This window comes from Candidatus Mycobacterium methanotrophicum, assembly GCF_023515995.1.
GTDB lineage: Bacteria > Actinomycetota > Actinomycetes > Mycobacteriales > Mycobacteriaceae > Mycobacterium > Mycobacterium methanotrophicum.
Window position 1 is genome coordinate 4,262,416 of the sequence record NZ_CP097320.1, and the last position, 22,151, is coordinate 4,284,566.

Sequence of the window (22,151 nt, forward strand, 5' to 3'; positions counted from 1 at the left end):
CCGACCTCGCGCGGAGTTTTCAATGGTCACCGCACTCGACGTGCCGCCTACCGCCGACTAGCCCTGCGACCGCCGTTGGATGATCAGCGCCGCCGCCGCGGCGGACTCGTTGATCGCCAAGTGCGCCAGCATCGGCGCGCTCAGGCTGCCGGAACGGTCGGCCAGCCAACCGAATATCCAGCCCGCGCCGCCGGTAGCCAACATTGTGGGGAGCACGGGTGCACCGGTCGCGCGCGCGTCGACGATATGCGACAGACCGAAGGCAACGGCTTGCAGCAGCCGACCACCGGAGGCACCGTAAGCGCGGCCGGCGACCGCGGCCAGCGCGGCGCGGAATGCCGCTTCCTCGGCCCACACCGTGCCCAACGGTATCTGCACCGCCAGCCAACTCGACACTGCTGCCGGAAGTTTCCGTTCGGCCATCGAACGTCGAACGGCTGGAACGGATGTCACTGCCAAGACCCCGGTCGCCGCTGCTGCTCCGGCGGCCGTCCCCAGCCGTACGCCGTCCCACAGTCGGGGCGGAAGCAGGCCCAGCGGCGCCGCCGCCACCAGGTCCAACAGCCCGGCAAGTCCGGCCTGCGCCGCCGAGCGGGCCCGGTTCGGTAGCCGTGGACCGACAAAGCTCCAACCGACCAGCGCGGCGCCCAGCCCAAGCGCTTGTACGCGATGAACGCTATTGCGCCGCATCACAGTTCAGACTGATTCAGTGAAGCACGGACTCGCTCCGTGTCGGCCGGCGTCCAACCGTCCGGCGGAGCCACTGCGACCCAGCCGTCCAAGATGTCGTTGCCGTAATTGTGGCCATGTCCGCCGGGCACATCCTGGGCGTTAGTCAGGTCGGCGCTGACTTGCCAAAACGTGACAACCGGATACCAACGCATCGCAGCGCTGCGGTCCGCGCCGCGAGGTTCGATGAGCCACTGGGGCTGGTCGAACAGCAGATCGGGTGACCACCACACCACCGGGTCGGACGGGTGCTGCAAAAATAGCACCCGAGTCCCCTGCCACGGCGGTTCTGCGAGCCGGCTGACGTCGCAAGGGTCGATGGCTTCGGAGAACCGCACGGTTCGCCCGTTGTCGTAGCGCGGCTCGACCTCGGTGGTGTGCGGGTCGCGCCGCGCGATCAGCGCATGCCACAGCGGGCTGGCTTGGGGTGGTCCCACCCAGAGCACCGCATCGAAGCCCATCCGGCGGATGTCGGGTAGCCATCCGAACGCGGCCTGGCCGGCCATCGAGCCCAGGCTCTCGCCGTAAAGCAGCAATCTCGGTCGGTGGTCGCGCGGAAATTGTCGCCAGCGGTCGTGAACCGTGTCGATCAGCTTTCGGCCGGCATCCATGGACTTCTGCTTGTCGGCGAGGAACGAGATCCAGCTGGGCAGGTAGGAATACTGCAGACCGACGATCGCGGTGTCGCCGTTGTACAGCATCTCCAGCGAGCTCGCCGCGACCGGGTCGATCCAGCCGGTGCCGGTGGTCGGCGCGATGACCAGGATTTTGCGGCTGAACGCGCCGGTGCGCTCGAGTTCCCCGACGATCGCGGCCAACCGACCTCTGTCATCGGGCGCGGTGCGCAGGCCGGCATACACCCGGATCGGCTCCTTGGCGGGCCGGCCGTTCAGCCGCGCCAGTTGGGCTGCATGCGGACCGGTGGCGACAAAGTTGCGACCCTGGTAGCCCAGTGAGTCCCACGGCGCCAACGACGCTGGGCTGCCGGACTTTTCCGGAAGCATCGGCTGCGACAGACCTGCGGCGGTGGCGGTATCCCGCGGCTGGAACAGCGCGTTGGCCCCCGCGAAGAATCCCCGTACCAGGACACCGTTGATCAGCATGATCAGCAGCGCCACAACGATAGTCGTGCCGATGAACAGCGCCACCTCGTCGTGCAAGTGCCATCGCCTGATCAGCATCCGGGCCAGCAGCTTGACGGCGTCGATGAGAACCCGCAACGTCGACACCAACACCGCGGCGACAACGACGGCGACGATCAGCGTGCGCAAGTAACCCAGGGTCGTCGGTCCCTCGATACCCATCAGCGCCGACACCTGCCGCTGCCAGGCGGCGGCCGGGATGAGCATCAGCACGCAAGCGGTCGGCGCGATCGCGACGACCGTCGCCTTCATCCAGAACAGCGCCCGCGGCGGAGGTGGCCACCAGCGGGCCCCTCGGAGCAGCACGCGGTAGCTGGCTCGGCCGATCACCACACCCAGGCCGTAGCCGAATGCCCCGTTGATGCCGCCGATCAGGCCCTGGTACACCCAGTCCCGCGGCAGCAGCGACGGCGTCAGCGACAGGCAGAAGAACAACGCGCCGCACGCCACCCCGACGAATTGCAGTCGCAGCAGGCTCCACGCCCACACTACCAACGGATGCCGTTGGTGGCGTTCGCTATTCATCGAAGCAGCGCGGCCAGCACTCCTTCGGATGTGCTGCGCAGCTCTGCCAGGGAAACGGTGAACAGACCCGCAACCTCCACCGCGTCCGAACCTTGGTCGACGACACCGATGCGAGTGGCCGGCAAACCCCGCGCCTCGCACATCGCGCGCAAACGGCTCTCCTCGGTGCGCGGCACGGCGACCAGCACACGGCCCGCTGACTCGGAGAACAACATGACAAACGGATCGGCGTCCTCGGGAAGAACAATGCGACAACCTGTTTCGCCTGCGAGCGCCGATTCCACCACGGCCTGCGCCAGGCCGCCTTCGGACAGGTCGTGGGCAGCAGACACCAGCCCGTCGCGCGAGGCGGCGCTCAGTATGTCGGCAAGCAGTCGCTCACGGGGCAGATCAACAGCAGGCGGCAGTCCGCCCAGATGGTCGGCGGTGACCTGCGCCCAGACTGATCCGTCGAATTCGTCCCGGGTGTCGCCGAGCAGGATCAGCGTCTCGCTCGGCTCGGTACCCATCGCGGTGGGAATGCGCCGGGCGACATCATCGATCACGCCCAATACACCCACCACCGGTGTGGGCAGAATGGCCGCCGACCCGGTTTGGTTGTAGAAGCTGACGTTGCCGCCGGTCACCGGAATCCCCAGGGCCGCACAGCCATCGGCCAAACCGCGTACCGCCTGCGCGAACTGCCACATCACCCCGGGGTCTTCCGGCGAGCCGAAGTTGAGGCAGTTGGTCACCGCGACGGGGGTGGCGCCGGTGACGGCGACGTTGCGGTAAGCCTCGGCCAGCGCGAGTTGGGCGCCGGTGTAGGGATCCAGCAGCGTGTAGCGCCCTGATGCGTCGGTCGACAGCGCGATGCCGCGGCCGGTGGACTCGTCGACGCGGAGCACACCACCGTCGGCGTGTTCGGCCAACACGGTGTTCCCGCGCACATAGCGGTCGTATTGCTCGGTAATGAAGGCGCGGCTGCACAGATGCGGACTGCCTAGCAGCGCAAGCAAAGTCGCGCGTAGCTCGTCGCAGGTGACCGGTCGTGGCAGGCTGCTGGCCCGGTCGGCATTCAACGCGTCCTGCGAGTCGGGCCGAGCGATCGGGCGCTGATACACCGGGCCCTCGTGAGCCACGGTGCGCGGCGGCACGTCCACCACCGTCTCGCCGTGCCAGGTGATGCGCAACCGGTCGCCCTCGGCGACTTCGCCGATCGTGGTGGCCACCACCTCCCACTTGCGGCACACCGCCATGAACGCGTCAACGTTCTCCGGTGCGACGACCGCGCACATCCGTTCCTGCGACTCGCTGCAGAGTACTTCGGCCGGGGTCATGTTCGTGGTGCGCAGCGGAACGGTATCCAGTTCAATGACCATGCCGCCGTCGCCGGCGGAGGCTAACTCCGAAGTCGCACAGGCTATTCCAGCTCCGCCAAGGTCCTGAATGCCTATCACCAGATCTGCGGCATACAGCTCCAGGCAGCACTCGATGAGCACCTTTTCCATGAACGGGTCGCCGACCTGAACCGACGGTAGCTTCTTGCGACCCGACCCCGACTCGTCGCCGCCGAAGGTCTCCGAAGCAAGCACCGACACGCCGCCGATGCCGTCAAGCCCGGTGCGCGCACCGAACAGGATGATCTTGTTGCCTGCACCCGAAGCGAACGCCAGACGCAGGTCCTCTCTCCGGAGCACACCCACACACAGCGCGTTGACCAACGGATTGCCGGCGTAGCAGGCGTCGAACACGGTTTCGCCGCCGATGTTGGGCAAGCCCAGTGAGTTGCCGTAACCCCCGATGCCCCGTACCACCCCGTCGACCACGCGGCGGGTGTCCGGGGCATCGGCAGCGCCGAAACGCAACTGGTCCATCACCGCGACCGGTCGAGCACCCATCGCCATGATGTCGCGGACGATTCCGCCGACCCCGGTGGCCGCGCCCTGGTAAGGCTCGACGTAGGACGGGTGGTTGTGCGATTCCACCTTGAAGGTGACCGCCCAGCCGTCACCGATGTCGACGACGCCGGCGTTCTCCCCGATGCCGGCCAGCATCCCGGCCCGCATCTGATCGGTGGTGGTCTCACCGAAGTACCGCAAGTGGACCTTGGACGACTTGTAGGAACAGTGCTCGCTCCACATCACCGAATACATCGCCAGCTCAGCATCGGTGGGGCGACGTCCCAGGATGTCGCGGATCCGCTGATGTTCGTCGTCTGTGAGACCCAGTTCGCGGAACGGTTGCGGCTGATCAGGGGTGGCCGCGGCCTGCTCGACGGTATCGACCGCGTGAGTAAGCCCGGACGTCACGTCGACAGTCTAGAGCGGCGCCCTCGCAGCTGCGGGATGCTACTGCCCGCCGGCTACGTCGAACGCGTTGCCGTCGGGGTCGGTCAGCACCACCCAACGAAAGTTGTCGCCGATGCTGTGCCGGCCGACCTCGGTGGCGCCGGCGGCGACAAGTCGCGAAACCTCGGCGTCGACGTCAGCCGCGCCGAAATCCAGATGGACCCGGTTTTTGCCCCGCGCGGGATCGGTGACCTTCTGAAAGCCCAGCCCTGGCCCCTCGGACCGCATGACCGCGAAGAACTCGCCGGGAAGCATCTCCTGGACCTGCCCGTCGAATTGGTCGGCCCACCAGCCGGCCAGCTTCGCGGGATCGCTGCTGTCGAACGTGACCATCTCTACTTTGAGCGCCATACCCCCGCTGTGTTACCGGCATTACGCTCGTCCGATGACCTCCCAGGTAATCGCGGAGCAGCACGCAGCCGAGACACCCTGGCGGTAACGCGCTCAACCAGCGCGTCCGAGCCCTGGAGGAATCCTGACCAATGTTCAAACCGCTTCTCCTGCAACGGCTCCCGGCCCTGTCTTCAGCGCAGAGCTGTTTGCGGCATTTTGGGCCGTCGGCTACTGGCCCGGTGACCCCGAGCCGGCGCGCGGCGCCAAGGCGTACACGGCGAAAGTCGCCGAGTTGCTGGCCACCGCTCCGGACCGGCGGCTTGAAGTCGTCGACAGCGCGAGTGTTCCGGGTGCCGCCGAGGGCGAACAGCTGGTCTTCCTGCGCTACATCGGCCGCGCAACCGGCCCGGACGGGCCAGTCCAGATCCGTGGGATCGATCGGGTCCGCACCCGCAACGGCATGGTGGTGGAGAACGTGACCCGCTACGAGCCGATCTTCGTCGGGCCGCGCTGACCAAGGCGTCAGCCGGGCGACAGGAAGGCCCGCAGGGCCGCCGCGTACGCGGCGACGTCGCCCGCGCCCATCAATTCCCGTGCCGAATGCATGGCCAGCTGAGCAGCGCCGACATCGACCGTCGGGATACCGGTGCGCGCTGATGTCATCGGGCCGATCGTCGAGCCGCAGGGCAGGTCGGCGCGGTGTTCGTAGCGCTGCAGGGGCACCCCGGCCTGCTGGCAGGCCAGCGCGAACGCGGCGGCGGTGCGGCCGTCGGTGGCGTAACGCAGATTCGGGTGCACCTTGAGCACCGGACCGCCGTTGACCGCGATCAGGTGCCCGGGCTCGTGGCGCTCCGGGTAATTGGGATGGGTGGCGTGCGCCATATCCGCCGAGGCGACCATCGATCCTGACAGCCGCCGCAGAAAGTCTTCCCGTCCGCCGCCGGCGGCGAGCACGATGCGTTCCAGCGTGATCAGCAGCAGCTCGGAGTCGGCGCCGCGATCGGAGGTTGAGCCGACCTCCTCGTGGTCGAACAGCGCCAGCACCGGCAGGTATTCGCCGGGTGCGGCGTCCAGGAACGCCTCGAGACCCGCGTAGCAGGACGCCTGGTTGTCCAGCCGCGGCGCGCTGACGAACTGGTCGTCCAGGCCGGACAGCGTCGACGGGGTCAGGCCGTGGGTCATCAGATCGGCGCCGAGCACGTCGTCGGGATCGAAGCCGGCCTGCGTGGCGACGTAGCCGATCAGTGACCGGGCTCGGCCGTCGGCTCCCCACACGGCGTTGACGTGACGCTGCGGGTCCAGGGCGACCGACTTGCGATCCTCTGCGAGGTGGATCGCCAACTGCGGCACCCGCAGGATCGGAGCGTCGATGCGCACCAGCCGCTGGGCGATACCGCCGCCGTCACGGATCGAGAGCCGCCCGCTGATGCCCAGCTCGCGGTCGAGCCAGGAGTTCAGCCAGACGCCGCCGTAAGGCTCCAACGCGACGACATGCCAGCCCGCGACTTCACGGTCGGGGTGTTGCTTGACCCGCAGATTCGGGCTGTCGGTGTGCCCGCCGATCACGCGAAACGGTCGCGCGCCGATCGCGCTGTCCCACGCCACCAGCGATCCGGCGCGCACAGTGAAGAACTTGCCGGCCGAAGGCCATTCGTCCGCTTCGGCCAGCTCGGTGCAGCCGGCGGCGCGCAGCCTGGCCGCCACCGTGGCACAAACGTGGAACGGCGACGGGGACTCGTCGATGAATCCGCACAAGCCACGCGCCGTCGCCGCCATGCCCCTCATCTTTTCATTAGGCTCGAACTCGTGCCCCCAGTGCAGCCGCAACCGGTTCTCGTGCCCCTGACCCCGGCGGCGATTTTCCTGGTTGTCACGATCGACGAGGGCGGCGAGGCGGCGGTGCACGATGCGCTGCCGGAGCTCGCCGGCCTGGCGCGGGCGATCGGGTTCCGCGATCCGAGCAAACACTTGTCGATGATCGCCTCGATCGGCTCCGAGGCGTGGGACCGGCTGTTCACCGGCCCGCGGCCCGCCGAGTTGCACCCGTTCGTCGAGCTGGACGGTCCGCGGCATGGCGCCCCGGCCACACCCGGCGATCTGATGTTCCACATCCGGGCCGAGAGCGTGGACGTCTGCTTCGAGCTGGCCAATCGCATTCTCAAATCGATGGCCGGCGCGGTGAGCGTTGTCGACGAAGTACACGGCTTCCGGTTCTTCGACAACCGCGATCTGCTCGGCTTCGTCGACGGGACCGAGAACCCCGACGGCGCCCTGGCGGTGTCTGCCACCACCATCGGCGACGAGGATCCGGATTTCGCCGGTTCGTGCTACGTGCACGTGCAGAAGTACGTGCACGACATGGCGGCGTGGGAGTCGCTGCCAGCCTCCGAGCAGGAGCTGGTGATCGGCCGGACCAAGTTGGACGACATCGAGCTCGACGACGACGAAAAACCGGCCAACGCGCACATTGCGCTCAACGTCATCACCGACGACGACGGCACCGAGCGCAAGATCGTGCGACACAACATGCCGTTCGGCGAACTGGGCAAGGGTGAATTCGGCACCTACTTCATCGGGTATTCGCGCACGCCCGAGGTCACCGAACAGATGCTGCGCAACATGTTTCTCGGCGATCCACCCGGCAATACCGACCGAATCCTGGACTTCTCCACCGCGATCACGGGAGGACTGTTCTTCTCCCCTACCCTTGACTTCCTCGACGATCCGCCGCCGCTGCCCAGTTCACCAGCAGAAGCCCCGGCGGTAGTCACCGCGCCCGCGAACGGCTCGTTGGCGATCGGCAGTTTGAAAGGAATCCGGCAATGAACAACCTTTACCGCGATCTTGCCCCGGTCACCGACGAGGCCTGGGCCGAAATCGAATTGGAAGCCACGCGGACGTTCAAGCGCCACATCGCCGGACGCCGAATCATCGATGTCAGCGAGCCGGGCGGTCCCACCACTGCGGCTATCAGCACCGGGCGGCTACTCGACGTGAGCGCGCCCACAGACGGCGTCGTCGCGCACCTGCGTGCCAGTAAACCGCTTGTGCGGCTTCGGGTTCCATTCACCCTTTCTCGCGGAGAAATCGACGACGTTGAGCGCGGATCGCAAGACTCCGACTGGGATCCGGTCAAGGCCGCCGCCAAGAAACTCGCATTCGTCGAAGACCGGGCCGTCTTCGAAGGCTATGAGGCCGCGTCGATCGACGGCATCCGCCGCTGTAGCTCCAACCCGGCGCTGAAGCTACCCAAGGACGTTCGCGATTTCCCCGACGTCATCTCGCAGGCGTTGTCCGGGTTGCGACTGGCCGGTGTCGACGGGCCGTACTCGGTGTTGCTGTCCGCCGACGCCTACACCAAAGTCAGCGAGACCACCGAACACGGCTATCCGATCCGCGAGCACATCCGGCGACTGATCGACGGCGACATCATCTGGGCGCCCGCCATCGACGGCGCGTTCGTGCTCACCACCCGCGGCGGCGACTTCGACTTGCAGCTGGGCACCGACGTGTCGATCGGATACCTGCGCCATGACCTCGACACCGTGCAGTTGTATCTGCAGGAGACGCTGACGTTCCTGTGCCACACCGCCGAGGCGTCGGTCTGCCTCAGCCCGTAACACTCGGCGCGACGTCGGGAGGAATCACTCGGCGAGCTGCACCAGCCCAAGCTTGGGGCGCTTGACACCTTCGACGATTTCGAGCGGTGGATCGATCTGAACATGCGTCACCTGCGTCGCATCGGCTACTGCGGCCCGCCCACCTACCACGCGCCGGCCGGACAACGTCCGAAGCCCGACGCCGCAACACGGAACACGCTCGCGCCGGCCTCGACCGCCCGCAAATCCCGACGCGCGTCGTCGCGGCGCAATGCCAAAACGAGATCGTCAGCGGCCACTCGTAGTAGATGATGGAGGGATGGTTGGCGCTCCATCCGTCCTGGTGTTCGACGTGAACGAAACACTCGTCGATATCGAGTCCTTGGCGCCACTTTTCGAGCGCGTCTTCGGTGATCCAGGGGCGATGCGAGAGTGGTTCAATCAGCTCGTCATGTACTCGATGACCGCAACGCTGTCGGGGCGCTACGTCGACTTTTTCTCCCTGGGCCGAGGAGTGCTGCAGATGATGGCCAGCTCCCGCCGCCTGGCCGTCACCGACGACGACCTACACGAACTGAAGAACAGCATGCTGAGCATGCCGGCCCACCCCGACGTCGAAGATGGGCTGACGACACTGCGCGACAATGGCTTTCGCCTGGTAACGCTGACGAATTCGCCTCCTAATCCGGATGGGCCCAGCGCGCTGGAACAGGCCGGGCTGGCGCACTTTTTCGAGCAGACGCTCAGTGTCGAGCAGTGCCGTGCGTTCAAGCCCGCGCCGGCGGTGTATGAGCATGTGTGTGAGACACTCGCGGTTGCCCCGGCGGATTGCATGATGGTCGCCGCCCACGTCTGGGACACCATCGGCGCGCAATCCGCGGGACTCAGCGGCGCACTGATCACCCGTCCCGGTAATGCGCTATTAGCAATTCCCGACTTGCCGCAGCCGGCGATAGTCGCCAATGATCTGCGCGAGTTCGCCCGGCAACTCTGCGCGTAGCGAAACCTCACAAGTCGGGCGCGCCGGACGTCTACCGGGTACATGGCAACTCCGACGACCCGCGCAGGGGCCCATGTCTACCGCAGCCGCGGTGGCCTGGCCGCCAAGCCGTTCGTCGGCGAGCTTGTGGAGCGCGGGCTTCGCGAGTCGGGTGCTAATGCGCTCGGCGGGCCGTCCGCCGTGCCCGCGCACGTGGGTGTTTCGGTGACCAAGCTGCACAGAACCGACGGAACCGGTGATCCTGAAAGTGAGCGATCGCGACGAGTTGGACGTCGACGAGGCGCTGTCCGCGACGGGCCGTGCGCCGCTGGCCGATGACATCGATTTAGCGGCAATAGAACTCATTCTGGGCGGCTGGCTCGACGTCGACCACGGCTATCTGCTGGGTATGACCATGGCAGGCCCGGCGTCTCCGACTTGCTGCACTCGGCCACTATCGCCGTCGCCGGTGCGGTGCCCGTCGACCGGTTGTGGCACGCCGCGCCGTGCTCCCCACGATCAGCGAGGCGTGGCTGCGACGTTCTGAAGGCCTTCCGGGATTCGCTGACGCCGCGACTACACAGCCAGCACCGCGTCCAGCGCCGAATAGAACAGACCGAGCCCGTCGTCGGATGGCCCGGTCAACGCCTCGATGGCATGTTCGGGGTGCGGCATCAGCCCCACGACCCGGCCGTTGGCCGAGCTGATGCCTGCGATGTCACCCAGCGAGCCGTTCGGGTTGTCGTGGTAACGGAACACCACTCGGCCTTCACCTTCCAGCTCAGCGAGCACCTCGGCAGAGGCCACGTAGCGACCCTCACCCGACTTCAACGGGACCAGCAGGTCGGCGTCGGGCTCGAAGCGCGACGTCCACACCGTCGCCGTCGACGCGACCCGCAGCCACACATCGCGACAAACGAAATGCAGGCCGGCGTTGCGGGCAAGGGCGCCGGGCAGCAGCCCAGCCTCACACAACACCTGAAAACCATTGCAGATGCCCAAAACCGGCAACCCGCTATCCACGGCCGCGATGACTTCGCCCATCACCGGGGCGAACCTGGCAATCGCGCCCGCGCGCAGATAGTCGCCGTAGGAGAATCCGCCCGGCACCACCACCGCGTCGACGCCCTTGAGGTCGGCGTCGGCATGCCACAGGCTGACGGCCTCGGCGCCGACCAACCGCACCGCCCGCGCGGCGTCCACGTCGTCGAGCGTCCCCGGGAAGGTGATGACGCCGATACGGGCCGTCACTGGGGTTCCCGGCTAACTGTCCAGTCTTCGATCACGGTATTGGCCAATAGCGACTCGGCGATCTCCGCGAGTTGAGAATCGTCAACGGTATCGTCGACTTCGAGCTCAAACCGCTTACCCTGCCGGACATCTGAGATGCCAGCATGCCCGAGCCGGCCCAATGCACCGACGATGGCCTGACCCTGCGGGTCGAGAATCTCGGCCTTAGGCATCACGTGCACAACCACCCGGGCCACCCGCGCTCCTTCTACTTATCCGGTTTGCTCGGACCCAACTGTACCGGCCGATACCGGGACCGCCGTGTTAGCACGAGCTGATGTAGGCCGCGCAGACCGGCGACGTCATCGCGTCCAGACGCTGAGCGTCTGAGATCACGGGCCAGGGCAGGCTGATCGTGCTGTTTTCCGGCTGTGCGGCGAGGTAGATGTGCGTGAGACATCGTCCCGGTCGGTCCGGGTCCGCCTGGGCGGCGAGGGACGGCGTGCACCGGACAACCAGGCCGCCGCGGTCAACATCGTCATCATCGCAATCCGCACGCCCGCGGCCGATGAGCGCACAATCGTAGACATGCAGCTCACGCATTTCGGCCATTCCTGTGTACTCGCCGACTTCGGGCACACCAGCTTGCTGTTCGACCCGGGCAATTTCTCGCACGGTTTCGAGGGCATCACCGGTTTGTCGGCGATTGTGATCACCCATCAACATCCCGACCACGTCGACGCCGCCCGGCTGCCGGCGCTGCTGGACGCCAATCCGGACGCCGCGCTGTACGCCGACGCGCAGACCGCCGAGCAGCTTGATGTGCCGCGTCAGCAGGTGCAGGTCGGCGACGAGCTGTCGGTCGGCGACCTGACTATCCGCGCGCTGGGCGGGCAGCACGCCGTCATCCACCCGGAAATCCCGGCGATAACCAACATTTCGTATTTGGTTGGCGATGGCGAGCACCCTGCTCGATTCATGCACCCCGGCGATGCGTTGTTCGTCCCGGACGAGCCGATCGACGTGTTGGCTGCTCCCGCGGCAGCGCCGTGGATGAAGATATCCGAGGCCGTCGACTACTTGCGCGCGGTTGCGCCGGCGCGGGCGGTGCCGATCCACCAGGGGATCATCGCACCGGATGCCCGCGGCATCTACTACGGCCGACTCAGCGAGATGACCAGCACCGAGTTCCAAGTCCTGCCGGAAGAAAGCGCGATCACCTTCTGACGGCGACCTAGGCGATATCGCTTGCGGCGGCGCGGCCGGCGGCGCGGCCCGAGAAGATGCACCCGCCCAGGAATGTTCCCTCCAGAGCTCGGTAACCATGTACACCACCGCCGCCGAAACCGGCCACCTCGCCGGCCGCGTAGAGCCCGTCGAGAGGAGTCCCATCGGCCTTGAGTACCCGTGAGTCCAAATCAGTCTCCAACCCGCCCAGTGTCTTTCGGGTCAAAATATGCAACTTGACCGCAATCAGCGGTCCTGCCTTCGGATCGGTCAGGCGGTGTGGGGCGACCACTCGGCCCAGCCGATCGCCCAGATAGCTACGCGCGGCGCGGATCGCGGTGATCTGGCCGTCCTTGGTGAAGCGGTTGGCCACCTCACGATCGCGCGCAGTGACCTCTTCGGCCACCGTCGCATAGTCCAGCGGCAGCACGTCGGGCAACTTGTTCATCGCAGTCACCAACTCCCGCAACGAGTTTGCGCTGACGAAGTCGACACCGCGGTCGACGAAGGCCTGCACCGGGCCTGGCGGGCCTGACCGCGCGCGCGACGACAGCAGCTGGCGGACGCTGCGCCCGGTCAAGTCGGGGTTCTGCTCCTGGCCCGACAACGCGAATTCCTTCTCGATAACCTTGGCGTTCAACACGAACCAGGTGTAGTCGGAGCCCGACTTGGCGATGTGCTCCAGCGTGCCGAGGGTGTCGAACCCCGGATACAGCGGCACCGGCAGCCGCTTGCCCGTGGCGTCCAGCCACAGCGACGACGGCCCGGGGATGATCCGGATGCCGTGCAGCGGCCAGATCGGGTCGTAATTGGTGATGCCCTCGGTGTAATGCCACATCCGGTCGCGGTTGATCCACCGGGCGCCGGCCCGCTCGGTGATCGCGATCATCCGGCCGTCCACATGGGCGGGCACGCCGCAGAGTAGCTGGTCGGGCACCCGGCCCATCCGCTTGGGCCAGTTGGCCCGCACCATATCGTGATTGCCACCAATGCCCCCGCTGGTGACGATCACCGCTGGGGCACGAAACTCGAACTGCGCAACCGCTTTTCGTGAGGACGGCACACCGCGCGGTTCCGACGAGGGTTCCAGGACGGTGCCGCGAACCCCAGTCACCGCGTCACCGTCGATAATCAGCTCGTCGACCTGGTGGCGGTGGGCGAAACGGACCTTCGGCTGGCCCCGCAACCGCCGCGCGAACATTTCCACCAGAGCCGGCCCGGTTCCCCAGGTGATGTGAAACCGGGGCACCGAGTTGCCGTGCCCCTGCGCGTCGTAGCCGCCGCGTTCGGCCCACCCCACCAGCGGAAAAATCCGCAAGCCCCGGGCACGCAGCCAGCTGCGCTTTTCTCCGGCGGCGAAATCGACGTAGGCATGTGCCCATTGCCGCGGCCAATGGTCTTCTTCTCGGTCGAAGGCCGCGGTGCCGAGCCAATCCTGCAGAGCGAGTTCGTGGCTGTCGCGAACACCCAAGCGGCGCTGCTCAGGGCTGTCGACGAAGAACAGGCCGCCGAACGACCAGAAGGCCTGCCCGCCGAGGTTGGCGCTGTTCTCCTGATCGAGTATCAGCACCCGCATACCGCGGTCCGCCACCTCGCAGGCTGCCACCAGGCCGGCCAGGCCCGCCCCGACGATGATGACATCAGCTGCGGTATCGCTCATGGCGCTACACAGTAGCGACCTGAGCCGTCACGCCGCGTCGAGAATGCTCTGATCGGCCCGCCACTCATAGACAGCAGGCGCGCACGCCTGAAGTAAAGCCAGGTCCACCGCGTCCAGCATCGCTTGCAGCGGCCCGGGTTTGCGCAGGTGATGAGCCGCGACCGCGACTCGGACGATGCCGTGCCGGCGGGCCACCCGCTCAGCGGAGAGCACCAACATCCGGCACCACCACGGCTCGGCCAGAAAACCTTCTCCGATGCCCAATACCCGTCCGCGCACGGTGGTCTGCCGGACCAAATCGGTGATCCCGTGCAGATCGGCTAAGAGTCGAAACCCGTTGCGTGGCAGAGTCTTGACCGTACCTGGCGACGCTGCCCAACCCGGCGGGGCGAACAGCCGGGTGCGCAGCCCGAGGTGCTCGAGCACTCGGTCGGCGGCCATAATTCGCAGGTTTGCCTCGTGCGCCGGCAGCGCCGCGAACTCGCCACGCCGTTTCTTGGTCGCGGCCTGGTCATAGCCGTTCAACACGATTGCGTCACCGGCCGCGCGCCGGCCCGCAAGCCACTCAATGGTTTGCGGGTCGCGGTCGAGTCGGTATCCACCCTTGAGCCGCGGGGCCACCAGCAACGACACCGGCACGTCCCGTGCGTCCATCTGTGCGCAGAACGCCGCGACATCGTCCAACGTCGGTTCGCAGATCCCGGAGACCGAGACGATCAACTTTCCAGACACACCGCAATTTTGCCGATGCCAGGTGTCCAAACGGTGACATGCATGCGGATAGAGAGCGTCGATCCGGTCCGGCGGCCCAGCTAATTCGGCAGCACAGCCTCGATCGCGGCGATAACCTCGGGCGCGTCGGGCAGCGTGGTCGGACGGAATCGGTTGACCACCTTTCCGCCCGGCGCAATCAGAAACTTCTCGAAGTTCCACTGCACGTCACCGGCCTGCCCGCCGGGCGTCGGGACCGCAAAGTAGGTTGGTCAGCTAGCTAGTTTCTCGTTTAGGCTGATTCGGTGGTCCATCGCGCCGACAGCCCGCACTCGCCTGAACCAGTGACTCCGGGCGCGGGGTCCGCCGCTAACGGGGCTGCGCTGCCGACCGCGCCGACCAAGCCGGTAGTCGACGACTTGCCCGACTATCCGGACACCCTAGACGGTGGCCTGCTGCGCATCGCCGGTGTCTGCATCCTTGCCTCGGTGATGGCGATCCTGGACACCAGCGTCGTCAGCGTGGCGCAACGCACGTTCATCACCGAGTTCCGCTCCACCCAGGCCGTCGTCGCCTGGACCATGACGGGCTACACCCTCGCGCTTGCCACCGTTATCCCGCTGGCCGGTTGGGCGTCTGATCGGTTCGGCACCAAGCGTCTGTTCATCGGCTCGGTTTTGTGGTTCACGTTGGGTTCGCTGTTGTGTGCAATGGCGTCGAACATCGCCGCCCTCATCGCTTTTCGAGTGATACAGGGACTCGGCGGCGGGATGCTGCTGCCGTTGACTCTCATCATCTTGACCCGCGAGGCCGGCCCGCGCCGGCTCGGCCGGTTGATGGCGGTGCTTGGGATTCCGATGCTGCTGGGCCCGATGGTCGGGCCGGTGCTCGGCGGCTGGCTGATCGACGTCTATAGCTGGGAATGGATTTTCCTGATCAACCTGCCGCTTGGGGTGATCGTGTTATTCCTCGCCGCGGTGGTGTTCCACAAGGACCGCCCGATGCCGTCGGAGACGTTCGACTTCACCGGTATGGCGCTGTTGTCGCCTGGGTTGGCGATGCTGCTGTTCGGCATTTCATCGGTACCCAGGAGCGGTACCTTCACCGATTACCACGTGTGCATGCCGGCTGTCGTGGGTCTTGGCTTGATCACCGCATTCGTCGTTCATGCCTTAAACCGTGCCCAGCACCCGCTAATCGACCTCCGGCTATTCGAAAACCGCGTGGTGACCTTGGCTAACTCGTCGATGTTCTTGTTCGCCGTCGGCTTCTTCGGCGTCGCGCTGCTATACCCCAGCTATTTCCAGCAGCTGTTGCATCAGACCCCGATGCAATCCGGGCTGCATCTGATCCCGCAAGGGCTCGGCGCTATGGCGACCATGCCACTCGCCGGGACAATGATGGACAAACGCGGACCGCGCAACGTCTTGCTGGTCGGTATCGCGCTCGTCAGTATCGGCTTGGCCGTGTTCGCATATGGCGCCTCCAAACAAGCAGGGTACCAACCGACCCTGCTCGTGGGGCTGGTCATTACCGGCATGGGCCTGGGCTCCACGATGACGCCGCTGAACGGAGCGGCGGTGCAGACCTTGGCCCCGCATCAGATCGCGCGCGGCTCGACATTGATCAGCGTCAATCATCACGTCGCCGGCTCGGTCGGCACCGCGTTGATGTCGGTGATCCTCACCAGTCAGTTCAACCGCAGTCAAACCATCACCACCGCAAACGCGCTCGGTATCCTGCGCGGGAAGCCCGGTCGGTACGGGCCGCCGATTCATTCGTCGGCGCCGTCACCGCACGCAGTTACGCCCGAGTTCACCAGCCAGCTGATGCACGATCTGTCGCACGCCTACATGCTCGTGGTCGTGGTGGCCGTCATTCTGGTCGCGTTGACGCTGTTGCCCACCGCGCTTCTCCCGAAAAAGCCGCCGTTAGCGGCTAAACGGCTGGCGCCCGCGCCCACGTGCTAGCGTCCCGCGCCGCTGAGAAGATCGCCCACCTGGCCGCCGCCGTCGTGGTCGCGATCGGCGGCCGCTAGCAACCAAGCGTATTGGTAAGCAGTCTCTTTCCAGCGCTCGTAACGTCCGCTGATTCCACCGTGGCCAGAAGTCATCTGAGTCTTCAACAGCACCGGATTGCCACCGGTTTTAGTGTGCCGCAACGCTGCTACCCATTTCGCTGGCTCGACGTAATAGACCCTGGTGTCGTGCAGCGAGGTCATCGCCAGGATCGGCGGATACTTCTGGGCGCCGACGTTCTCGTACGGCGAATACGACTTCATGTAGCGATAAACATCGCTGTCGCTCAACGGGTTTCCCCATTCATCCCACTCGGTGACGGTCAGCGGCAGCGACGGGTCCAGGATCGTGGTGAGCGGGTCGACGAACGGGACTACCGCCAAGATTCCGGCGAACAAGTCGGGGGCCATGTTGGCGACCGCGCCCATCAGCAGACCACCGGCGCTGCCGCCCATGCCCACCATTTGCTCCGGTCGGGTCCGTCCGGAGTCCACCAGATGATTCGCGACCGCGACGAAGTCGGTGAAGGTGTTCTTCTTCTCCAGCAGCTTGCCGTGCTCGTACCAGAGCCGACCCATTTCGCCGCCCCCACGGACATGCGCGACGACGAACGCCATGCCGCGGTCGAGCAGCGACAGCCGGGCGATGGAGAACCGCGGATCCTCGCAGATCTCGTATGCGCCGTAGCCGTACAGCAATGCCGGGGCGGGGAATTCGACGTCGGCGCGGTGCACGATCGAGACCGGGATCCGGCTACCGTCGGCCGCATGCGCCCAATCGCGGCGCTCGACGTAGTCCTCGCGCCGGTAGCCGCCGAGCACCGGTTGCTCGCGCAACAGGATGCGTTCGCCGGTGACGAGATCCACATCGTAGATCCGTACCGGGGTGACAAACGATCCTGCACCGATCCGAAGCTTCGGCGAGTCCCAATTCGGGTTGGCGCCCAGACCGACCGACATCAGCTCGGAGTCGAACGAGATTTCCTGCGGCCGCCCGTAGTCAGCGCCGTCAATGGGCCACAGCTGAATTCGCGGCAATGCTTCACCGCGGTAGCTGACCACCAGGTGGCCGGCGAAGGCGTCGACGGCGTCCAGTCGCACGCCGTCGCGGTGCCCGATCAGCGTGCGCTGCGCGGTCGGGTCATCGACAGGCGCCTCCACCAACGTGAAATTGACCGCGCCGTCGTTGTGCAGGATCAAAAACCGGTTCTGCCCGTCGACAATCACGTGTTCCACCGAATACTCGACGCCGTCGCGCCGTGGCAGCACGGTGACGAACTCGGCGCGGGGGTCGGCGGCGTCCGCGTAGCGGACCTCTGAGGTAATCGCCGACCCCGACACGATCACCACATACGCGTCGCTGCGGGTTCGGCCCACCGCAACCCAGAACCGCTCATCGGCTTCGTGATATACCTTCTCCGCCGGCAGACCCGAGGCGACGCGGTGTCGCCACACCGCCTCTGGGCGCCACGCTGCGTCGACCGTGACGTAGTAGACGGTTCGATTGTCGGTGGACCAGGTCGCCCCGGCCCCGATGCCCACAATTTCGTCCGGATATTGCGCGCCGGTGCAAAGATCGCGGAACCGCAACGTATAACGTTCATCGCCGACCACGTCGACGGAGTACGCCAGCACGTTGCCGTCCGGGCTGACGCTGGCAGCGCCCAGTGAGAAGTAGTCGTGGCCCTCGGCTTCGACGTTCTCGTCGAGCAATATCTGCTCACCCGGGATCTCAGTGTGCTCGTCGAAGATCGGCGGGTTCCAGTCGGTCGGATCGGTCACCGGACAACGGCATTGGACACCATACTGCTTGCCTTCAAAGCTGCGGGCGTAATACCACCAGTCGTCCCGCCGGATCGGCACCGACAAGTCGGTCTCCTTGGTGCGCGCTTTGATCTCGTCGAAAATCTGCTGCCGCAACGGTTCAAGTTTGGCCGTCAGCTGGTCGGCGTAGTCGTTCTCGGCTTCCAGATGAGCTATCACGTCTGGACTAGACTTGTCGCGCAGCCATTCATATGGATCGACGAACACGTCGCCGTGAAATTCCCGTCGGCTCTCCACCCGCTTTGCGACGGGCGGTGCTGGCGTTTCGGTCATGCCGCCGGCTCGATCCAGTCGTCGAAGCGCAGCCCGGAAATGCGTTCGTACGCCTCGATGTAGCGGTCGCGCGTGGCGTCGACGACGCTCTGCGGCAGCGGCGGAGGCGGCTCGGAGCCCGAGCGGTCCCAGCCAGAGTCCGGGCCGGTCAGCCAGTTACGAACGAACTGCTTGTCGAAACTCGCCTGCACCTCGCCGGCGCGGTAGTCGGCCGCCGGCCAGTACCGTGACGAATCGGGTGTGAATATTTCGTCGGCCAGCACCAAGTTGTCGTGCGCGTCGGTGCCGAACTCGAATTTGGTATCTGCGATGATGATTCCTCTTCTCAGCGCGTGGTCGGCTGCCTGTATGTAGGTCTGGATAGTGCGATCACGCAACCGATTAGCGCGGAGCCCACCAACCATCTCGATCACTCGGGGGAACGAGACGTTCTCATCGTGTTGTCCCAGGTCGGCTTTTGTCGCCGGCGTGAACAGCGGCGTGGAGAACCTGCTGGCCTCGACCAAGCCCGGAGGCAATGGGATGCCACATACCTCGCCAGTCTGCTGGTAATCGAGCAATCCGGAGCCGGTCAGATAGCCGCGTGCGACGCACTCCACCGGAATCATCTTCAGCTCTCGCACCACCAATGCGCGGCCAAGCACCTCTTCCGGGATGCGGGGATCGTCTGGTGGCCCGGCAAGGTGGTTGGGCGCCTCGACGAGGTCAAAGAAGAAGACGCTCATCGCCGTCAAAATCCGACCCTTGTCGGGAATCGTGCTGTCGAGTACGTAGTCGAAGGCTGAAATTCGGTCGGTCGCGACGAACAACAGGTGATCGTCGTCGATGCGGTACAGCTCGCGGACCTTTCCACTGGCCAGGTGCCGATAGTCGGACAGAGCGGGACGCATCGGGTCAGCCTAACCGGGCGCCTTTTTTGGTTACGCCGAGATTGACGGCAGAGCCGAAAACGGCGCGGAAATCGGTCCTAAAGTCGACCACCGCCACCTGGCTGGCGGTAGGCAGCGTGCCGCCGAACGGTCGAGCACCGCCGGTCACCGAGGAGAAGTCATAGGATCGCACCCGGGGTGTACTTGGCCGCCTCCGGGTAGTGCGCGACCAGCGCGTCCACCCTGGCGACCACCGCGTCGACCTGGTCGGCGGCGGCGCCGATGAACGCCTGCCTGTCGGCCAGCGCGGCGTCGAGCGCCGCCCGGTCCAGCGGCAGACGCGGATCGGCGGCCAGCCGGTCGAGCAGGTCCGGCTCGGCGCCACGCTCGCGCATTGCCAGCGCCGTGGCGACGGCATGTTCCTTGATCACCTCGTGGGCGGCCTCACGGCCCATCCCGGCGCGAACCGCCGCGATCAGCACCTTGGTGGTGGCCAAAAATGGCAGGTAGCGGTCCATCTCGCGCTCGATCACCGCGGGGTAAGCGCCGAACTCGTCGAGCACGGTCAGCATCGTCTCGATCTGCCCATCGACAGCGAAGAAGCTGTCCGGCAGCGCAACTCGGCGCACCACCGAGCAGAACACGTCGCCCTCGTTCCACTGCGCGCCGGCCAATTCGGCCGTCATCGACGCGTAGCCGCGCAGCACCACCTGCAGCCCGTTGACTCGTTCGCAACTACGGGTGTTCATCTTGTGCGGCATCGCCGACGAGCCGACCTGCCCAGCCGCGAACCCCTCGGTGACCAAGTCATGGCCTGCCATCAGCCGGATGGTGTGCGCCAGTGACGACGGCCCGGCGCCGAGCTGCACCAGGGCGGAGGTCACTTCCTGGTCCAGCGAACGCGGATACACCTGTCCGACGCTGGTCAAAACCGTTGTGAAGCCGAGGAAATCAGCGATGCGTCTTTCGAGTTCGGCAAGCTTCGCCGCGTCGCCGCCGAGCAGATCGAGCATGTCCTGCGCAGTGCCCATCGGGCCTTTGATGCCGCGCAGCGGGTAGCGGTCGATCAGTTCCCGCAGCCTGGTCAGCGCCAGCAGCGTCTCCTGGGCCGCCGAGGCGAACCGCTTGCCCAATGTGGTGGCTTGTGCCGCGACGTTGTGGCTGCGCCCGGCCATCACCAGGTCGCGGTAGGTCACCGCGCGCTCGGCCATTCGGGCCGCCACCGCGACGCCGTGGGCGAACACCAGTTCCAGCGATCGCCGAATCTGTACCTGCTCGACGTTCTCGGTGAGGTCGCGGCTGGTCATGCCCTTGTGCACGTGTTCGTGGCCGGCCAGCGCGTTGAATTCCTCGATGCGGGCCTTGACATCGTGACGCAGCGCCCGCTCCCGCGCGGCGATCGAGGCCAGGTCGACGTCGTCGAGCACCCGCTCGTAGTCGGCGACGGCCGCCAGCGGGACCGCGACCCCCAATCCCGCCTGCGCCCGCAGCACCGCCAGCCAGAGCCGCCGCTCGGCGATGACCTTGGCCTGCGGCGACCAGATCGCCACCATCTCGGCGCTGGCGTAGCGGTTGGCCAGCACATTCGGGATTGTCACAAACACACAGCTTAACGGCGGACGCCGGCACGGCCGCGGATCAGGCACAGTAACTCCATGCACTTCGTTGGGCTCGATCTCGCTTGGGGTGAGAAGAACAGCACCGGTGTCGCGGTCATCGATTCCGACGGCCGGCTTCTGCGCGTGGGTGCCGCGCAGGACGACGCGAGCATCGAAGCCGCGGTGTCGCCGTATGTCAGCGACGACTGCCTGGTGGCCATCGATGCGCCGCTGATCGTCAAGAATCTGACCGGACACCGGCCGTGCGAGGCGGCGCTCAACCACGACTTCCACCGGTTCGACGCGGGGGCCCCCTTCGAGGTTCGTCAACGTGAGCTGCTGCAGTCGATGACGCTGATCGAGGGACTCGACAAGACAACCCCGCGACTGCGCGTGAACCACAACGTGTCCTGGGTGGGGCTGCGCAGCCTTGGCTGCGACCCGCCTACAGCTGGACCGGTAGTCAGATCTGCACGGTGCGCTGGTCGACCGGTGCCAACGCGTTGATGACGTCGATCACAGTTGCCCGTACGACGGTACGGGGATCCTCCCGATCGTCGACCAAGGCGGAGACCACCGCTCCGTCGACTGCGCAGATCAACGCTGAGACCAGCTCCATGCGCACCAAGCGGCCGGACCGCTCGATCACCTCGGCGATGGCGTCGACGCGGTGATGCAGGTTGCGGCGCTGAATGTCGCGCAATGCGGGCTGGCGCGCACACGCGATGAAGCGCTCGTAGCGCGAAATCAGCTGCTCGGTCAGATGCGGACCGGACTCACTGCCGACGAGCAGGTCGACCAGCAGGTCCGCAAGGGTCTCGGGACCGCGGCGCCGGCGGGGCAGGGTGGCGACTTCCGCCCGCAGCTGGGCCACCTCCAGCATTCCGATGTGGGCGACCGCGTTGGCGATGAGGTCGTCGAGGCTGGAGAAGTAATAGGTGGTCGAAGCCAGCGGAAGGCCTGCCCGGCGGGCAACGGCGCGGTGGCGGACCGCCTCGAATCCGCCTTCGCGCAGCAGTTCGGCGGCCGCGCTGACCAGCGCGTACCGTCGACGCTCTCCCTTGGGAGTAACCGCTGCAGTCACCAGGGACATGGTGCCAGTCAG

The 22,151-nt window shown here is 66.1% G+C and carries 20 protein-coding genes and 2 pseudogenes; 8 read left to right on the top strand and 14 right to left on the bottom strand.

Going from position 1 to position 22,151, the window contains the following annotated elements; translation table 11 throughout:
* Positions 1-57: 57 nt before the first annotated feature.
* The 4 genes from M5I08_RS22295 to M5I08_RS22310 are packed head-to-tail and all read right to left on the bottom strand — an operon-like array spanning position 58 to position 5,077.
* Complete coding sequence (locus M5I08_RS22295; RefSeq protein ID WP_219067956.1) at positions 58-690, bottom strand: Rv0804 family intramembrane glutamic endopeptidase; 633 nt, start codon at positions 688-690, stop codon at positions 58-60.
* On the bottom strand, positions 690-2,396 hold the full coding sequence (locus tag M5I08_RS22300; protein WP_219067925.1) for an alpha/beta hydrolase: 1,707 nt from the start codon (positions 2,394-2,396) through the stop codon (positions 690-692). Before M5I08_RS22300 ends, M5I08_RS22295 begins: the two co-directional genes overlap by 1 nt.
* Positions 2,393-4,687 carry a phosphoribosylformylglycinamidine synthase subunit PurL gene (gene purL, locus M5I08_RS22305; protein WP_219067924.1) on the bottom strand — a complete coding sequence of 765 codons (2,295 nt, stop codon included), beginning with the start codon at positions 4,685-4,687 and terminating at the stop codon, positions 2,393-2,395. Before purL ends, M5I08_RS22300 begins: the two co-directional genes overlap by 4 nt.
* Before the next feature lie 39 nt (positions 4,688-4,726).
* On the bottom strand, positions 4,727-5,077 hold the full coding sequence (locus M5I08_RS22310; RefSeq protein ID WP_219067923.1) for a VOC family protein: 351 nt from the start codon (positions 5,075-5,077) through the stop codon (positions 4,727-4,729).
* A 184-nt stretch (positions 5,078-5,261) separates the two neighbouring features.
* Between M5I08_RS22310 and M5I08_RS22315 the strand changes: the two genes are divergently transcribed.
* A complete protein-coding gene (locus M5I08_RS22315; RefSeq protein WP_249763430.1) occupies positions 5,262-5,573 on the top strand; it encodes a nuclear transport factor 2 family protein in 312 nt (103 codons plus the stop codon).
* Positions 5,574-5,581: 8 nt separating this feature from the next.
* On the opposite strand, the gene M5I08_RS22320 is transcribed toward M5I08_RS22315, so the two are convergent.
* Entirely contained in the window at positions 5,582-6,835 is a 1,254-nt protein-coding gene (locus M5I08_RS22320; protein ID WP_219067922.1) for a M18 family aminopeptidase, read from the bottom strand.
* Positions 6,836-6,865: 30 nt separating this feature from the next.
* On the opposite strand from M5I08_RS22320, the gene M5I08_RS22325 reads away from it, so the two are divergent.
* The 4 genes and pseudogenes from M5I08_RS22325 to M5I08_RS27360 form a co-directional block, all read left to right on the top strand.
* Entirely contained in the window at positions 6,866-7,885 is a 1,020-nt protein-coding gene (locus M5I08_RS22325; protein ID WP_219067921.1) for a Dyp-type peroxidase, read from the top strand.
* Entirely contained in the window at positions 7,882-8,679 is a 798-nt protein-coding gene (locus tag M5I08_RS22330) for a family 1 encapsulin nanocompartment shell protein (RefSeq protein ID WP_219067920.1), read from the top strand. The genes M5I08_RS22325 and M5I08_RS22330 overlap by 4 nt, the downstream gene beginning before the upstream one ends.
* 298 nt (positions 8,680-8,977) lie before the next feature.
* On the top strand, positions 8,978-9,658 hold the full coding sequence (locus M5I08_RS22335; protein WP_219067919.1) for a haloacid dehalogenase type II: 681 nt from the start codon (positions 8,978-8,980) through the stop codon (positions 9,656-9,658).
* 358 nt (positions 9,659-10,016) lie between these two features.
* A pseudogene (locus M5I08_RS27360) lies at positions 10,017-10,201 on the top strand (pyridine nucleotide-disulfide oxidoreductase); the annotation flags it as partial.
* Between the two features lie 12 nt (positions 10,202-10,213).
* Here the strand turns inward: M5I08_RS27360 and purQ are convergent.
* Positions 10,214-10,888 carry a phosphoribosylformylglycinamidine synthase subunit PurQ gene (gene purQ / locus M5I08_RS22345; protein ID WP_219067917.1) on the bottom strand — a complete coding sequence of 225 codons (675 nt, stop codon included), beginning with the start codon at positions 10,886-10,888 and terminating at the stop codon, positions 10,214-10,216.
* Complete coding sequence (gene purS / locus M5I08_RS22350) at positions 10,885-11,124, bottom strand: phosphoribosylformylglycinamidine synthase subunit PurS (protein ID WP_219067916.1); 240 nt, start codon at positions 11,122-11,124, stop codon at positions 10,885-10,887. Before purS ends, purQ begins: the two co-directional genes overlap by 4 nt.
* 331 nt (positions 11,125-11,455) lie before the next feature.
* On the opposite strand from purS, the gene M5I08_RS22355 reads away from it, so the two are divergent.
* Positions 11,456-12,094: an MBL fold metallo-hydrolase gene (locus M5I08_RS22355; protein WP_219067954.1), complete on the top strand. Its 639-nt coding sequence runs from the start codon at positions 11,456-11,458 to the stop codon at positions 12,092-12,094.
* A gap of 7 nt (positions 12,095-12,101) precedes the next feature.
* Here the strand turns inward: M5I08_RS22355 and M5I08_RS22360 are convergent, their stop codons facing one another.
* The 3 genes and pseudogenes from M5I08_RS22360 to M5I08_RS22370 all read right to left on the bottom strand — a co-directional run.
* Positions 12,102-13,754 carry an FAD-binding dehydrogenase gene (locus M5I08_RS22360; RefSeq protein ID WP_219067915.1) on the bottom strand — a complete coding sequence of 551 codons (1,653 nt, stop codon included), beginning with the start codon at positions 13,752-13,754 and terminating at the stop codon, positions 12,102-12,104.
* A gap of 27 nt (positions 13,755-13,781) precedes the next feature.
* Positions 13,782-14,486 carry a DUF2334 domain-containing protein gene (locus M5I08_RS22365; RefSeq protein WP_219067914.1) on the bottom strand — a complete coding sequence of 235 codons (705 nt, stop codon included), beginning with the start codon at positions 14,484-14,486 and terminating at the stop codon, positions 13,782-13,784.
* Positions 14,487-14,566: 80 nt separating this feature from the next.
* Positions 14,567-14,707: pseudogene (locus tag M5I08_RS22370) on the bottom strand (glutathione peroxidase); the annotation flags it as partial.
* 102 nt (positions 14,708-14,809) lie between these two features.
* On the opposite strand from M5I08_RS22370, the gene M5I08_RS22375 reads away from it, so the two are divergent.
* Entirely contained in the window at positions 14,810-16,435 is a 1,626-nt protein-coding gene (locus M5I08_RS22375) for a DHA2 family efflux MFS transporter permease subunit (RefSeq protein ID WP_219067913.1), read from the top strand.
* Here M5I08_RS22375 and M5I08_RS22380 read toward each other — a convergent pair.
* From M5I08_RS22380 to purB, 3 genes are all read right to left on the bottom strand, one after another.
* On the bottom strand, positions 16,432-18,579 hold the full coding sequence (locus M5I08_RS22380; protein WP_219067912.1) for a S9 family peptidase: 2,148 nt from the start codon (positions 18,577-18,579) through the stop codon (positions 16,432-16,434). The two genes, M5I08_RS22375 and M5I08_RS22380, sit on opposite strands and share 4 nt — an antisense overlap.
* Positions 18,576-19,469: a phosphoribosylaminoimidazolesuccinocarboxamide synthase gene (locus M5I08_RS22385; RefSeq protein ID WP_219067911.1), complete on the bottom strand. Its 894-nt coding sequence runs from the start codon at positions 19,467-19,469 to the stop codon at positions 18,576-18,578. The genes M5I08_RS22380 and M5I08_RS22385 overlap by 4 nt, the downstream gene beginning before the upstream one ends.
* 158 nt (positions 19,470-19,627) lie before the next feature.
* Positions 19,628-21,046, bottom strand: a complete 1,419-nt coding sequence (gene purB / locus M5I08_RS22390; protein ID WP_219067910.1) for an adenylosuccinate lyase — start codon at positions 21,044-21,046, stop codon at positions 19,628-19,630.
* Positions 21,047-21,103: 57 nt separating this feature from the next.
* On the opposite strand from purB, the gene M5I08_RS22395 reads away from it, so the two are divergent.
* Positions 21,104-21,553: a DUF429 domain-containing protein gene (locus M5I08_RS22395; protein WP_219067909.1), complete on the top strand. Its 450-nt coding sequence runs from the start codon at positions 21,104-21,106 to the stop codon at positions 21,551-21,553.
* Here M5I08_RS22395 and M5I08_RS22400 read toward each other — a convergent pair.
* Complete coding sequence (locus M5I08_RS22400) at positions 21,510-22,139, bottom strand: TetR/AcrR family transcriptional regulator (RefSeq protein WP_219067908.1); 630 nt, start codon at positions 22,137-22,139, stop codon at positions 21,510-21,512. The genes M5I08_RS22395 and M5I08_RS22400 overlap by 44 nt on opposite strands.
* Positions 22,140-22,151 lie beyond the last annotated feature (12 nt).

What these genes read in the sequence shown, in the direction of transcription:
- M5I08_RS22310 (WP_219067923.1), bottom strand. Translation starts at nt 5,077, where the DNA reads ATGGCGCTCAAAGTAGAGATGGTCACGTTCGACAGCAGCGATCCCGCG.
- M5I08_RS22395 (WP_219067909.1), top strand. Translation starts at nt 21,104, where the DNA reads ATGCACTTCGTTGGGCTCGATCTCGCTTGGGGTGAGAAGAACAGCACC.
- M5I08_RS22300 (WP_219067925.1), bottom strand. Translation starts at nt 2,396, where the DNA reads ATGAATAGCGAACGCCACCAACGGCATCCGTTGGTAGTGTGGGCGTGG.
- M5I08_RS22385 (WP_219067911.1), bottom strand. Translation starts at nt 19,469, where the DNA reads ATGCGTCCCGCTCTGTCCGACTATCGGCACCTGGCCAGTGGAAAGGTC.
- M5I08_RS22380 (WP_219067912.1), bottom strand. Translation starts at nt 18,579, where the DNA reads ATGACCGAAACGCCAGCACCGCCCGTCGCAAAGCGGGTGGAGAGCCGA.
- M5I08_RS22335 (WP_219067919.1), top strand. Translation starts at nt 8,978, where the DNA reads ATGGTTGGCGCTCCATCCGTCCTGGTGTTCGACGTGAACGAAACACTC.
- M5I08_RS22360 (WP_219067915.1), bottom strand. Translation starts at nt 13,754, where the DNA reads ATGAGCGATACCGCAGCTGATGTCATCATCGTCGGGGCGGGCCTGGCC.
- M5I08_RS22400 (WP_219067908.1), bottom strand. Translation starts at nt 22,139, where the DNA reads ATGTCCCTGGTGACTGCAGCGGTTACTCCCAAGGGAGAGCGTCGACGG.
- M5I08_RS22320 (WP_219067922.1), bottom strand. Translation starts at nt 6,835, where the DNA reads ATGGCGGCGACGGCGCGTGGCTTGTGCGGATTCATCGACGAGTCCCCG.
- M5I08_RS22295 (WP_219067956.1), bottom strand. Translation starts at nt 690, where the DNA reads ATGCGGCGCAATAGCGTTCATCGCGTACAAGCGCTTGGGCTGGGCGCC.
- M5I08_RS22330 (WP_219067920.1), top strand. Translation starts at nt 7,882, where the DNA reads ATGAACAACCTTTACCGCGATCTTGCCCCGGTCACCGACGAGGCCTGG.
- M5I08_RS22355 (WP_219067954.1), top strand. Translation starts at nt 11,456, where the DNA reads ATGCAGCTCACGCATTTCGGCCATTCCTGTGTACTCGCCGACTTCGGG.